The sequence below is a fragment of the Allobosea psychrotolerans genome (assembly GCF_002917105.1).
In the GTDB taxonomy this organism is placed as follows: domain Bacteria; phylum Pseudomonadota; class Alphaproteobacteria; order Rhizobiales; family Beijerinckiaceae; genus Allobosea; species Allobosea psychrotolerans.
In genome coordinates this window covers 379,203-392,541 of sequence record NZ_PQFZ01000001.1, presented here as the reverse complement: position 1 = coordinate 392,541, position 13,339 = coordinate 379,203, and the positions used below count along the sequence as shown (strand labels likewise).

The 13,339-nt window shown below is 63.7% G+C and carries 10 protein-coding genes and 1 tRNA gene; 2 read left to right on the top strand and 9 right to left on the bottom strand.

What is annotated here, in order from left to right; genetic code table 11:
- The first annotated feature begins 151 nt into the window (after positions 1-151).
- Positions 152-394 (top strand): hypothetical protein, encoded by a 243-nt coding sequence (locus CYD53_RS01945; protein ID WP_103716429.1) that lies wholly within the window; start codon positions 152-154, stop codon positions 392-394.
- A gap of 55 nt (positions 395-449) precedes the next feature.
- Here CYD53_RS01945 and CYD53_RS01940 read toward each other — a convergent pair whose 3' ends face one another.
- The 8 genes from CYD53_RS01940 to CYD53_RS01905 all read right to left on the bottom strand — a co-directional run bounded on the left by CYD53_RS01940 (position 450) and on the right by CYD53_RS01905 (position 11,987).
- Positions 450-2,120, bottom strand: coding sequence for an FAD-dependent oxidoreductase (locus CYD53_RS01940; RefSeq protein WP_103716428.1), 1,671 nt, complete (start codon positions 2,118-2,120; stop codon positions 450-452).
- A gap of 212 nt (positions 2,121-2,332) precedes the next feature.
- Positions 2,333-2,893 carry a hypothetical protein gene (locus CYD53_RS01935; RefSeq protein WP_245928034.1) on the bottom strand — a complete coding sequence of 187 codons (561 nt, stop codon included), beginning with the start codon at positions 2,891-2,893 and terminating at the stop codon, positions 2,333-2,335.
- A gap of 78 nt (positions 2,894-2,971) precedes the next feature.
- Positions 2,972-5,230, bottom strand: a complete 2,259-nt coding sequence (locus CYD53_RS01930; RefSeq protein WP_103716426.1) for a xanthine dehydrogenase family protein molybdopterin-binding subunit — start codon at positions 5,228-5,230, stop codon at positions 2,972-2,974.
- Between the two features lies 1 nt (position 5,231).
- Positions 5,232-5,693, bottom strand: a complete 462-nt coding sequence (locus CYD53_RS01925) for a (2Fe-2S)-binding protein (RefSeq protein ID WP_103716425.1) — start codon at positions 5,691-5,693, stop codon at positions 5,232-5,234.
- 23 nt (positions 5,694-5,716) lie between these two features.
- Positions 5,717-6,169, bottom strand: a complete 453-nt coding sequence (locus CYD53_RS01920) for a GlcG/HbpS family heme-binding protein (RefSeq protein ID WP_103716424.1) — start codon at positions 6,167-6,169, stop codon at positions 5,717-5,719.
- A 346-nt stretch (positions 6,170-6,515) separates the two neighbouring features.
- Positions 6,516-9,500, bottom strand: coding sequence for an ATP-binding protein (locus CYD53_RS01915; RefSeq protein ID WP_103716423.1), 2,985 nt, complete (start codon positions 9,498-9,500; stop codon positions 6,516-6,518).
- Positions 9,501-10,146: 646 nt separating this feature from the next.
- A complete protein-coding gene (locus CYD53_RS01910) occupies positions 10,147-10,815 on the bottom strand; it encodes an NAD(P)-dependent oxidoreductase (protein WP_103716422.1) in 669 nt (222 codons plus the stop codon).
- A 278-nt stretch (positions 10,816-11,093) separates the two neighbouring features.
- Positions 11,094-11,987: a LysR family transcriptional regulator gene (locus CYD53_RS01905; protein WP_103716421.1), complete on the bottom strand. Its 894-nt coding sequence runs from the start codon at positions 11,985-11,987 to the stop codon at positions 11,094-11,096.
- A gap of 104 nt (positions 11,988-12,091) precedes the next feature.
- Between CYD53_RS01905 and CYD53_RS01900 the strand changes: the two genes are divergently transcribed.
- Positions 12,092-12,955: an SDR family oxidoreductase gene (locus CYD53_RS01900; RefSeq protein ID WP_103716420.1), complete on the top strand. Its 864-nt coding sequence runs from the start codon at positions 12,092-12,094 to the stop codon at positions 12,953-12,955.
- A 281-nt stretch (positions 12,956-13,236) separates the two neighbouring features.
- Here the strand turns inward: CYD53_RS01900 and CYD53_RS01890 are convergent.
- Positions 13,237-13,312, bottom strand: a tRNA-Ile gene (locus CYD53_RS01890).
- Between the last annotated feature and the right edge of the window lie 27 nt (positions 13,313-13,339).

Here is a 13,339-nt window from a genome sequence, read left to right as displayed (position 1 = left end):
CCTCCCAATTATTAAACATCGCCGACGTCGAGGTCGGTCGAGATAGCCGGACCGCATGTCCAAGCAGCGGCAAGTCATAAAACTGTCACAAAACCGGACCCGATGTCATCCTGCTCCTTGTGATGAAACGTGGTTGGATTGTCGGCGGTTGATGCCGCTTCCATCCTTTCCGACGATCCCTGATCGTTTGTACTCGCCTCGACTTGTCTCATCGGCCGGAGAGATCCGGATCGGCCCGAAGATCGCTTTTCAGAAACGCCTTCCCAAGGAGAACACATTCTTCGACCTGTTCGAGAGCCACCCTGTAACGCTCGTGGCCAGCGCCGAGGCCTTGAACGGACTGCTTGCCGGCGTGGTGCCTGTCCCGGAAGGATGCGCCGAGGTCATCGCCTAGGAAGACCGCGCCGACGAGATTGCCGGCCAGCTGATGCTGGAAGTCGGCCGAACCTTCATGCGCGTCCAGCGCTCCGTGCCAGGACGGAATGAATCTGTGAGATGACGGCGGCGCCTTCGCCGGCGGCGGCGGCGACCCGCTTGGTCGAGCCGGCACGCACGTCTCCAACGGCAAAGATGCCTGGACAGCTGGTTTCGAGCGGCAGCCGCTCGCCGTCGCCGGCGCGCTCCCCGGTGAGGACGAAGCCCGTTGCGTCGAGCGCCACGCAGCCATCGAGCCAGTGCGTATTGGGATCGGCGCCGATGAACAGGAAGAGGTGGCGCGAGGTGCACTCCCGGATCGCACCGGTCCGGCGGTCCCGAAACCGCGTCCCGGTCAGGCCTGTCGCCCGGTCGCCGTGCAAATCGACGATCTCGCTGTCGACATGCAGTTCGACATTGGGCAGGGCCGCGATCCGATCGATCAGGTAGCGGGACATGGTCTGCTCGAGAGGGCGGCGCACCACCAGGTGGAGGTGCCTGACCTGCGGTGCGAGATAGGCGACCGCCTGGCCCGCCGAATTGCCTCCGCCGACCAAGACGACATCCTCGCCCGCACAAAGCCGCGCCTCGACGGGCGATGCCCAGTAGGAAACGCCGGCCCCTTCCAGCGCTGCGATGTTGGGAATGTCGGGCTGCCGGTAGCGCGCTCCCGAGGCGATCACGATCGTGCGCGACCGCGCCGTGCCGCCGTTGCTGAGCTCGAGGGTGAACGGGGCTTCCGCATCCGCTCCGTGACAGCGGAGCAATTCGACGGTCAGCGGAATGGCGAGCTCGGCGCCGAACTTCGCCGCCTGGTTGAAGGCCCGGCCCGCGAGGGCTTGTCCGGAGATGCCGGTGGGAAAGCCGAGATAGTTTTCGATCCGGGCGGATGCGCCGGCCTGCCCGCCGAAGGCGCGGCTGTCCAGGACCAGGACCGACAACCCTTCGGATGCGCCATAGACGGCCGTGGCAAGCCCGGCCGGCCCGGCCCCGATGACCGCCACGTCATGGATGGTCTTCGGATCGAGATCCGGTGTGATGCCGAGACAGGTCGCGGCATCGGCATTGCTCGGGCTTCTGAGCACCGTACCGTTCGGACAGATCATCAGCGGCAGGTCTTCGGGGGCGACGCCGAGCCGTTCGACCAGTTCGCGCCCCTCCTGCTCGCACGCGGCAATGACGGTGTGGGGATAGCCGTTGCGGGTGAGAAATCCTGACAACCGGACGATGTCAGGATCGTCCCGACGTCCAACCAGGATCGATCCTGCGCCACCGGTCTGCCCCTCCTCGATCAGCATGACGCGCCGGAGGATGAAGGCGCGCATGATCGTTTCACCGACATCCGCCGATCCGATGACGAGCGCACGGAGATGCGAAGCATCAAAGGGGACAGCAACCGCACCAGCCTCCCCCGCCACGACCGACATGAGGGACGGGCGGCCCGAAAGCTGATTGGTCTCGCCGGTGAACTGGCCGGGACCGTAGGTCGTGACCAGCGACGCCCCGCCGGCTGCGCCGCGCCGGATCGCGTCAGCCGAGCCATCGAGCATCAGCCAGGAGGGAGCGTCGCGGGCACCGATCTCATAGACGATCTCACGCGGGCCGAAGCGGCGCGGTGCGCCGCTCGCAAAGCGACGCGCCGTCGCGACCTGAAGGGCCGACAGTGTCGGAAAAATCTGCTCTCGCCGAGCCTCGCCGATTGCCATGGGGTGACCTCCCTATCGGGCTTATGCCACTTCTCGTGCGCGACACTATCCGACCAGATGAGGAGCTTGACCGCAAATCTGCAGTCAGACAGCTGCGTGCGCCGACGGCACCCGTTTTGGCGGCCACCTTGGCTTCACAAAGAAACCCCGCTTCGGGAAACTGAGGCCATAACAGGGGAACGGCATCGACATCCTCGCCTTGGTATGCGCTCTCAGCCCGGACAGGGCTGCCCGGCCGCTCCCCACCGAGCCATGTCCTTGACGTGGTCTTCGAACGTTCCGGGCGGCGTCGAGCGGCCCCCGGCTTCCCATGCCCTGGGGATGAATCCGCTCAGCGACGCATCGTGCCTCAAATGCTGAAGGAGACCGGCCGCGTCGCGGCCGCCATTTCGCTTGGGGTCCTTGAGCTGGGCGCAGATCTCGGCGCCGCTCTTGCCGAACCAGATGAATTCCACAGGGGCGAGCTGCCAGTCGATGCCGGCATGCAACGGCGCCGGCGCCGGTGGGTTCGGCAATGTCGAAGTGACATGGCAGGTCGTACAAGGCACCGTCTCTACTCCGGTGCGGCTCTTTCCGCCATGAATGTTCATGCCGTGGACTCGGGATTTGCTTTCGCCGGCCGGCGTCCAGATCGGAACGGCCTTCGCATCGACATGGCAATTGGCGCAGCGCGGATGCGTCACGACCGCCTCGATCCTTTTCCAGGCCTGTAGCCCCTCGGCCCGGCTGATGCTGCCGGGCGGCAAGGCATCCTTCGACTCGTCCTTGGCCAATACGAAGCCCGTCAGCGCGACGATCGATGAGCCGGCAAGGGTGAGCGCGATCAGAGTCATCTTCCTCATGGCCCGCCCTCACACGAAATCGATGAACTTGTTGAAAGGCATTTCCCGGATGCGCTTGCCGGTCGCGGCGAAGATGGCATTGGCCAGCGCCGGCGCCGCAGGCGGCACGGGGGGCTCCCCGATGCCCCTGACCGTGTAGTCGTTCTCCAGGCCGCGCACCTCGATCACCGGGCACTGATACATGCGCATGGCTTCGTGGTGGTTGTAGTTGGTCTGCTGCACGCCCCCTTTGGCATAGGTGAGCTCGCAGTTCATCGCATGGCCAAGGCCCCAGACGACGCCGCCCTGGACGAGGTTCTCGAAATTGACGGGATCGACGATCTTGCCGACATCGGTCGCCACCCAGACCTTGTCGATCTTGATTCCCGCCTCGGTCGCGGTGACCTCGACGATCTCGGCGACAGCCGTTCCAAACGACTCGACGAACGCCACGCCACGGCCTTTTCCGTTGCCGAGCGGCCCCTTCCACTCTGCCATCTCGCCGACGGTTTCCAGGAGCTTCCGGTAGATCGGAATCTTGCACATCTCGATCCGCGCCTTGAGAGGATCGAGCCCGGCGGCGTGGATCAGTTCGTCGACGAAACTCTCGGTGAAGAATCCGTTGGCGGAAGCCCCCACGGATCGCCAAGTCGTGGACGGCGACAGCCCTTGGACCTCGAAGCTCGTCGCCCGATAATGGGGAATGTCGTAGTAGACATTCCAGATGCCGACCGCCAATTGGCCGTCGGGATCCTTCGAGGGCGAATCCATCCGCGCCAACAGTTCCTTGAACGGGGCTGTCGCAGCGACTTGGACATCGGCCGCGACGATCTTTCCGCCCTTGACGGCGCCTCGATACCTGCCCATCGCGATCTGGCGGGGGATGTCCTGCAGGAAATCCTCCTCCCGCGAGAAGATGAGCTTTATGGGGGTCCCGCGCATCTGGTTCGCGATCTCGGCGAGCACCTTGACGTTCTCGAACTCAAGGCGATGCCCGAAGCTTCCGCCCATCCACTCGTTATGGAAGGTCACCTGCTCCGGCTTCATGCCGATTGCCTTCGCGGCGAGGTACTGCACCGATTGCGGCGTCTGGTGCCCGAGCCAGATTTCCATGCCCTTGTCGGTCACGATGCCGATGCCGTTGAGCGGCTCCAGCGGCTGATGCCCGACATAGGGCGCGCGATATTCCGCCTCGACCAGCGTCCCCTCCTTCAATCCGGCGTCGATATTGCCGTCATTGCGCCATTCCTTGCCGAGGAATTGCGGAACGAAGGACGAGGCCACCGTTTTCCAGTGGTCGGCCTGCTCGGCCGGATATTTGCTCGGCTCCCATACGCAGTCGACAAGCTCGGCCGCTTGCATCGCGTACCAGCTGTTCGTCGCAATGACCGCGATGCCGTTCGATATCTTGAGGATCTTCTGGACCCCTGGCATCGCCTGAGCTTTGCTCGCGTCGTAGGATCTGATCGGCTGCCCCTTGTTGGGGTTCAGCTTGACGGCCGCGTACACCATGCCGTCCATCGTCCGATCGATGCCGAACTTCATCTCGCCGGTGACCTTGGACCGGATGTCGAGACGCTCCATCGGCTTGCCGAGAATTCGCCATTGCGATGGGTCGCGGAGCTTGGTGACCGCGATGGGCGCGATCTTCGCCGCATCGGCCGAGAGCGCGACATAAGGAATCTTCGTCCCGTCAGGCAGGATCACGTTTCCCGCTGCCGTGCGTAGCTCGGCGGCCGCGACTCCGCTGCGCTTGGCTGCGGCCGCCTTGAGCGTTTCCCGCGCCATCGCGCCGGCCATGCGCAGCTTGTCGTAGGTATCGGGGATCGTGCTGGAGCCCCCGGTCATCTGCAGCCCGGCCTGCCTCAGCCACTCCAGCGCTGCCGCGCGAGCCTTCTCAGCTTCGGGGCTCTGGTCCGGCGCCATGAAGGGCGCAAGTTCGTGGGCAAAGCCGGTGTTGAAATAGGCGGGGCTAGGTCCGGCGAAGCGGATCTCGAATTGGCCGGGCTCGAGGTCCAACTCCTCGGCGATCATGAGGGGCTGGATCGAACCGACACCCTGGCCCTTGTCGGCATGCTGGGCGATCAGCGTGATCTTGTCCGGGCTGATCTCGACCCAGGGATTGAAGGTAACCGAGTTCGGACCCAAGCCCGCTGCCAGCGGGTTCGCCGCGGCGGCGGAAGACGCGGCCTGCTGCGCCTGGGCGTACTGCCCGAAAGCAACGCCTCCGGCGACCGCGGCGGAGCCGAAGACGAAGCTACGGCGCGAAAGACTTGGCATCTCGCCCATGTCATTTCCCTCCCATCTTCGCGGCGGCGGCATGGATCGCGACACGAATGCGCTCATAGGTTCCGCATCGGCAAAGATTGCCCGACATGACCTCGTTGATGTCCTCGTCGGTAGGCTTCGGAATTGCCTTGAGGAGCGAGATGGCCTGGATCATCTGGCCAGTCTGGCAGTAGCCGCATTGCGGCACCTGATGCTCGATCCAGGCTTCCTGCACAGGGTGCAGCTTGCCGTTGCCGACCGCTTCGATGGTGGTGATCGCCTTGCCTGCGACATCGGCCATACGCGCCTGGCACGAGCGAACGGCTGCTCCGTCGATCTGCACCGTACAGGCGCCGCACTGAGCTATTCCGCAGCCATATTTGGGGCTGGTAATGCCGAGCTCATCGCGCAAAACCCAGAGCAACGGCATCTCTGGGACGACGTCGACCTGGTGCCTGGTCCCGTTGACTGTCAGTTCGAGCATGCCGATACGTTCCTTCCGTCAATCTATCGGTCGTTGTCGCGAATGCGGCCTTCCGTGGGTCCGCTGATGGCCGCGGCTGCCGCCTCGGCCACCGCAATGTCTTGTTCGACCGAACCCGCACTGGCGCCCACCGCGCCGACGATCTGGCCGTCGATCTTCACAGGCAGGCCGCCGCCGAAGATCACGACCTTGCCGCCATTGCTCTGCTCGATGCCGAAGAGTGGCGCGCCGGGCTGTGCCATCGCCGCCAGATCGGACGTCCGCTTGTCGAATATCCTGGCCGTGACCGCCTTGCCGATGGCGAGATCGATGCTCCCGATCAGGGCGTCGTCCTGGCGCACGAAAGCGATGAGTGCGCCCCCGTTATCGACGACCGCGATATTGTAGGCGACCCCAATGCTGGCGGCCTTGGCTTCACCCGCCTCGACAATCCGCTTCGCTTCGGACAGCGAGAGGCTGTAACTGGAGCGCGGCATCGTCGTCCTCGCCTGGTCTCGATCGGGGTCGCATCGTTTTCGGGCCGCGCACATCCGCGGCATGGCCGCTCACACGGCCGCTTCCGTAAAATCGCAATGTTCTTCTTGATTGACGGACACTTGTCCCAGGTCTCGCCGGAACCCACGCGCCGCATCGTTACTGAGGCTTTACTAGCACCAGAGCCGTGCGGTGCGGTGTAAAAAGACGTAAAATTGAGCGCCGACTTGCGGTGCGGGCCGCCCTCCGCGATCGCAGCGGGGAAAGGACGAAGTGGGGGTGCGTCGCGACGGCCAAGCCCGGCGCGACGAGAGACGCCATCATCACGCACAGCTCCAAGGGATCAGGTCAGTTGGTTATGCGCTTGAGCGCTCGTCGTAAACTTATGTAGCCGTCCCCATCGAAGCCCTCCGTCAACTGCGTCAGACGCGCAGTCAGCAATCTGCGGGCGTGACCGGTCCGGCCGCTCGCATCCAGTATTCGCGAAAGACTGATCGCTGTGCGCAGCTGCCAGGCGAGGGCCCGCTGCTCGTGAGCCAGCTCGATTGATCGGGCGAAGTAGATTTCGCCTTGCTCGACGTCATGCCGATGGAACGCGATCTCACCCTTGAGGCGGAATATTTCCGGGGCGATCCAGCGATCGCCGGCGCTCGTCGCGTGCGCTATGGCTCCCTCGACAGCAGCATCCGCGGCATCCAGGCGGTTCGCGAGAACAAGCCCCTCGACGAGCGCAACCATAAAGGCGGAGTAATGCTGCATGAAACGTGCGCTGCGAAGCTGCTCGACAGCCGTCTCGATGAGAGGCAGCCCGCTTTGAATCTCGCCCCGCCGAAGCAAGAGCTGGCCGCGATAAGCGGTGGCGTAGATGTGCCAGACATCCAGCCGATGCCGATCCGTTTCCTCGAAAAGGAGATCGGTTTGCTCCTCCGCATAATTGAGGTCTCCCTCGAGAAGCGCCAGCGGCGAGGCTGCCTGGGCCAGCGCAAAGCATAGTGAGAGGCGGTGATCGATCGCGCGGGCTGCATCGACACTGGCATCAGCCGCACGCATCGCCTCCTCTGCATAGCCTTGAACCCAAAGGATGCGGGCCTGCGTCACCAGGGCCGCAACCTGCGGAGCGACCTGATAGCGGACGATATGTCGGCGATGCCTCGGCACATTGTAGTTGGCGAGCATGCGTTCGATATGGCTTCGGGCTCTCGCCTGATCCCCTAGAAAATGCAGCGAGGTGCCGATCAGCCGGTCTGCGATGATGCAATCATCGGGGTCTGCCGATTGCTGGGAGACTTGCTTGAAGCGGGCGGCGGCTTCACTGGCATCGACGAAGGCCGCGCTCTTCATCTGCCCGGCCCAAAGACCCCAGAGCGAGCGTAGGCGGTAGTCGTTGTCCCCTGCTCGCTCTGCGAGGTCGCGGGCCAGGATCCAGGCGGCCCCTGTCTGGTGTGCGGTGCTGGCCTTGTACATCAAGGACCATGCTCGTGCGGCCTGCAGCTTCATCACCTCGCTTTGGCCAGGCCTTGGCTGATCGTCACGAAGATCGAGTGCTTCTTCCACCCATTGATGGCATTCGTTGACGAGGGAGAGACGCAGCCACAGAGGGACCGTCTCGACGGTCAACACGACCCCGAGCTCTCGATCACCGGTCGATGAGAAAGCCCATTGCAGCGCCCTCCGCGTATCCGAGAGGATCGAGAAGGACCGGGCGAGCGCGGCTTGATCGTCCTCATCGAACAATTCGACCAATTCGGCGAGAAGCTCGCAGCAAAGGACCGCATGCCGCTTCGAGACATGGTTCTCTTCGGGGGCCAGGGCGAGCTTTTCCCTCGCGTAGGCGCGCGTGGTTTCAAGGAGAAAGAAATGGGTGTCGTCGCCGTGCATGTCGGGCGTTACGAGAGACTGCGCGACGAGATCGGCTATGCCTTCGACGACATCGGATACGGCCAATTCGTCTCCGGCAACCACCGATGACGCCGATTGCAAGGTGAACCTGTTGGAGAACACCGCCAGCCGCCGCAGAAGTATTTGATCTCGCGGCTTGAGCAGCCTGAAGCTCCAATCGAGGGTGGCGCGCAACGTCTGCTGGCGAGGCATGGCCCGGCGCCGGCCCTTCGTCAGGACCGAAAGCGCATTATCCAGGATAGCCGCCAATCCGCGAGCGCCAAAGGCGTCCAAACGTCCAGCGGCGAGCTCCAGGGCCAACGGTATTCCATCCAGGCGCCGGCATATTTCAATCACAGGCTCGACATCGTCTTCGTGCAGCTGGTAGCCGCCCGATCGCAAGCCTGCTCGCTCGACGAACAGCTCGATTGCCGGATAGGCGATGGCTTCCCGTAGGGAGAGACCGTTCGTGGCCGGCGGCACTTCAAGCGGGTGAAGACGGTGGACCCACTCGCACTCGGCACGCAGGGGCTCGCGGCTTGTCGCCAGGACATGGATTGCTGGAGCGTCCCGCAGGATTGCTTCGATGATATCGGCGACGGCATCGATGACGTGCTCGCAATTGTCTACGACGATCAGGCACGCCTCGTCTCGGATGTGCTGAACGAGGCTCGATGTCGCCTCGTCGTTGACTATGGCTATGTCGAGCGCGGACGCAAAGGCACGCAGGACGACCCGTTCATCGGATACCGGGGCCAGATCGACGAAGCATATTTTCCTCCAACGGCCTGCATCCGGCCCTTCAATCAGTTGAGACATGACCGAGGCCACGAGCGTCGTCTTGCCAACGCCGCCGGTACCGACGACCGTCACAAGGCGGCGATGCCCGATTTCCCCCAGAAGCGTTCGCGAAGCCTCGGCCCGGCCGATGATCTTGCCGAGCGCAGCCGGCATCGACCTCAAGGCCGGGTTCTTCGCGGGCGGCTTCAGGCCGGCCTGGGAAGGCGCAACTATGCGTCCCACCGGCGCTATGAACGCGTATCCACGGCTCGGGGCGTTGACGATGTAGCGCCTGCCCTCGCGCCCGTCGCCCAATACCTTGCGCAGCTCCGCGACCTGGACGCGAATATTGGCATCCTCGACATGCGTCGTCGGCCACGCATGAGCGAGGATGTCCCGCTTGCTTACGAATAGCCCGGCGCGTTCGACGAGCAGGCACAGAATATCGAACGCCCTGCTCCCGATCTGGACCCGCCGGCTTCCCTCGACCAAGGCGCGACTGCGAGGAAACAGAACGAAATCGCCGAAACACAGCCCTTCGTCCATATCGCGCCCATCGACATTGGGCGACGCATCTGCGCTGCCGGACCACCGCACCGCTTGTCCTGCGACAGCTTTCCGGTCGCCCTCGAGATGAGGGATGTCTGGGCTGTCCGCTGGCGCCTTGCTTGCCATGTCGCTGCGATCCAGAACGCCTCTCGTCTGGATTGAAACCTAAGGTAACCCTCGTTTTCAAGCACGCCGTGGCGGCCTGCATCGAACCTGGCAGATGTTTGACTGAGGTCCAGACAAACGCGTCAGGCGCGAACCGGCCGACACGGAGCTTGCTGCCAAGCCCTCGGAGGCCGCCTTCTGCCGGCATTAACAGCCCGATCGACTCCCTGCCCGGCGCAATGCGCCTACGGCCCAACTGGAGCCGGTGGAGGCAATCTCGAGAACAAAATCAACAGCGCTAGCTGGATATGGTGGGCCGGGCCGGACAAATCTGCGAACACTTATGTAATTGAAATTGCCACATAATATCCCGGATCGCCAAAATGGCGTCGCGAGGCGCCACATGGCACCGATGCGCGGATAGTTCGGTGCTGCAACGCGTCGGCACCGGTTCACATTGAGAAGATTGCGGGACCACTACCGGCTTCCTCTGGTGGCGCGCCGGCCAATTGAAGAGCGAGGCCTAGTGCTGCCGCGATTGTCGGTTGAGTTTCACAAATCGGTAGACGACGCCCGCTACCACCGGGCGTCGCTCCTTGCGGTCATGTGAGGTCCGGCACTGGGATCGAGCGCGTCACCAGGCCATCTCCGACGAAGCAGGAGACATTCACCACGTGATGAGCGGTGAGCGGCGCAGCCACGCCTCGCCCTCAACCTGATCCACTACGAAGCGTGCGACGTCTTCACGGGCGATATTGCCGCCGTGAAAGCCGGAGAGATCGTCTAAGGCGCGCACGGTGCCGCGGCCGGGCTTGTTGTTCAGGATGGTGGGACGGACCAGCACCCAATCGAGCCCGCTCTCTTTGATGATGGCCTCCTGCCGGTTCTTGTCGGCATATACATGGCGTAGCAGCAGCGGGAAGATCAGGGTGTCGAAGAGAAATCCACCATGTCCGACGCTGTTGCCCGCGCCCATCCCGGTGATAGCGACGAGACGAGTAACACCCTCGCTTTTCATCGCGTCGACGAGCCTGCGCGTCGCAGACGAAAGCAGGGTCACCTCGCGGAACGGGCTGGCCGGCGTCCCAAGCGCACTCACGACGGCGTCGCGGCCCCTGAGAGCTTCGCGCATCACAGTCTCGTCGCGAGCGTCGCCGATGACGAGCTTGACACCTCCGAGATCGCGTCCTTTCTCGGCCGAGCGGACGAGGACCGACACGTCGTATCCTCGCGCCAGAGCTTCCTTGACGATCAGGCGGCCGGTGCCCCCGGTCGCCCCGAGAATCAAAATCTTGGAATGTGGAGTGGGGATCTTGTCGTTCCCGGAACCAGCCATGATTGCCTCCTCGGCAAGGGAGCCTCTCAATGAGGCCGCCGTTTCTCCAGCATCGTTTACTGACCCATTTCAGTGCCAACTAGGCATCATATTTGGACAGATCGTTTCATGAGTGGAACGACAGACACGATTTTGGAGTTCAAGCGACGGGCCGTCGGCTGCGAAACAGCAGGTCAGTCGGCCCGCTGTAAGGCCGGCGTCTGCCGCGTCGGCCGGTTGATCAGTGAGGCTCCTGCTTGGCGCGAGCGGCTCCGCCCTACACGGCCTTGGAAAGGCTTTCATCTCCCGACATACGCGGCCAGTTCGTCGGGCGTTCCCTTCGGAAAAGCTGCCTTCAAATGCTCAAGGAAGGCCGACACGCGAGCACTCAGCAGCCGCCGTGTCGGGTAGAGCGCCCACAAGGCGATGTCCGGTCCTTCCACATCGCCCCAATGCACCAGTGTGCCGGCGGCGAGGTCGTGGCTGACGAGCGACACGGGAAGGCGCGCGGCACCCACGCCCATTCGCACGGCGTCGCGAACCATGACCAGGGACGACAGGCTCAGGATCGGATTGACCGCGATCCTCAACTTGCCCTTCGACGTCGTCACATCCCAGGCCTCGCCCTGGCGGGCTAACCCACGCACGACGGCCGGGATGGCCGAGCCGTCTGTGAGCGGCGTCAGGTCCGGGCTCGCCACCACCACCAGCCGATCGTGCAGGAAGACCCGCCCGACGAGGCTTTCATCGGGCTCCGGATTGACCCGGATCACCAGATCATAGGCTTCCTCGATCATGTCGACGGACCGGTCCTCGGTCGTGACCTCGAGCCGGACCTCCGGATATTTCAGCGCAAAGCCAGCGGCCAGCTTCCCCATTGCGGTCTGGGAAAAGAGCAATGGCGCGCTGATCCGCAACCGTCCTCGGGGACTATGTCCACCCGAGGCGATCGCCGCAGCCGTCTCGTCGAGTTCGGTGAGCAACTGGCCCGTCCGCTCGAACAGCGCCCGCCCCTCCTCGGTCAGCTTTAGGACGCGTGCGCCCCGTTCGAACAGGCGGAGATCAAGGCTGGCCTCCAGTTCCGCGACGCGGCGGGACAGGGTCGCCTTGGGACGGCCTGCGGCGCGCGAGGCTTTTCCGAACCCTCCGTGACGGGCGACCAAGTTGAAATCGGCAAGGGCAAGCAGGTCCATGTGTTCCACCACTGAGACGGTCTGTCCAGATATAGCGTCTATTGGCGCGGATATGGATCGCTAAATTCGGGACAGCCAAACGGCTCAACCCAGGAGTTACCTCCATGACCATTCTCGTGACCGGCGCGACCGGTAATGTCGGCCGCAACGTCGTCGAACAGCTCGTGAACCGTGGCGCCGATGTGCGCGCTTTGGTCCGCGACCCGTCCAAGGCCAGCTTCCCCGCCGGCGTCGAAGTCGTCAAAGGCGACCTGCTCGATGTCGACGCACTCCGCAGCGCCTTCTCCGGCGTGTCCACGCTGTTCCTGCTGAACGGGGTTGTCGCCGATGAGTACACCCAGGCGCTGATCGCTCTCAATATCGCCCGCGGGGCCAAGATCGAGCGGATCGTCTACCTCTCGGTGATCCATAGCGATGTCTATGTGAACGTGCCGCATTTCGCGGGCAAGTTCGGCGTCGAGCGGATGATCGAGCAGATGGGGCTCAGCGCCACCATCCTGCGCCCGGCCTACTTCATGGACAACGAGATCACCATCAAGGACGTGGTCACCGGCTACGGCATCTACCCCATGCCGATCGGCGACAAGGGCCTCGCGATGATCGACGCCCGCGATGTCGGCGAGATCGCGGCGATCGAGCTGATGCGCCGCGAACAGTCGGCCACGCCGCTGCCGCTCAACCGCATCAACCTGGTCGGCCCGGACACGCTGACCGGTGCGGACGCCGCCGCCATCTGGAGCGACGTCCTCGGTCGTACGATCGCGTTTCCCGGCAACGACACCGCCGGATTCGAGCAGAACCTGCGCCAGTTCATGCCGAGCTGGATGGCCTTCGACATGCGGCTGATGGCCGAGCGCTTCCTGAGCGACGGCATGCTCCCCGATGCCGGCGACGTCGATCGGCTGACGACCCTGCTCGGACGTCCGTTGCGGTCCTATCGGGACTACGTCGCACAGATCGTCGGCTGACATCGGCCATTGCAACCACACCGACAAGGGCCATCGTCATGATCTATTCGACCGCCACATTTCAAGGAACGTCCCATGTCGAATAATCACCGCATCGCGCTGGTCACCGGCGCCGACAGAGGGATCGGGCCCGAGATCGCCCGTCAGCTGGCCATGCCAGCGTCGACTTCACAATCGTCGAGCCCGGATCAATCCGGGTCGTCGGCAGAAGCGACGACTTCGAGCAGAACCCTCGAAGCCATGCCGCCGGGCACGGCCCGGTTCGCAATTCTGATCGGAAATGGTGGGCCGGGCCGGACTCGAACCGGCACCGGCGCTGTTATGAGCAGCGAGCTCTAACCATTGAGCTACCGGCCCACACCCCGCGTAACATCGCAGCTGCGC

What these genes read in the sequence shown, in the direction of transcription:
- CYD53_RS01920 (WP_103716424.1), bottom strand. Translation starts at nt 6,169, where the DNA reads ATGCCGCGCTCCAGTTACAGCCTCTCGCTGTCCGAAGCGAAGCGGATT.
- CYD53_RS01940 (WP_103716428.1), bottom strand. Translation starts at nt 2,120, where the DNA reads ATGGCAATCGGCGAGGCTCGGCGAGAGCAGATTTTTCCGACACTGTCG.
- CYD53_RS01945 (WP_103716429.1), top strand. Translation starts at nt 152, where the DNA reads ATGCCGCTTCCATCCTTTCCGACGATCCCTGATCGTTTGTACTCGCCT.
- CYD53_RS01900 (WP_103716420.1), top strand. Translation starts at nt 12,092, where the DNA reads ATGACCATTCTCGTGACCGGCGCGACCGGTAATGTCGGCCGCAACGTC.
- CYD53_RS01910 (WP_103716422.1), bottom strand. Translation starts at nt 10,815, where the DNA reads ATGGCTGGTTCCGGGAACGACAAGATCCCCACTCCACATTCCAAGATT.
- CYD53_RS01930 (WP_103716426.1), bottom strand. Translation starts at nt 5,230, where the DNA reads ATGGGCGAGATGCCAAGTCTTTCGCGCCGTAGCTTCGTCTTCGGCTCC.
- CYD53_RS01905 (WP_103716421.1), bottom strand. Translation starts at nt 11,987, where the DNA reads ATGGACCTGCTTGCCCTTGCCGATTTCAACTTGGTCGCCCGTCACGGA.
- CYD53_RS01915 (WP_103716423.1), bottom strand. Translation starts at nt 9,500, where the DNA reads ATGGCAAGCAAGGCGCCAGCGGACAGCCCAGACATCCCTCATCTCGAG.
- CYD53_RS01925 (WP_103716425.1), bottom strand. Translation starts at nt 5,693, where the DNA reads ATGCTCGAACTGACAGTCAACGGGACCAGGCACCAGGTCGACGTCGTC.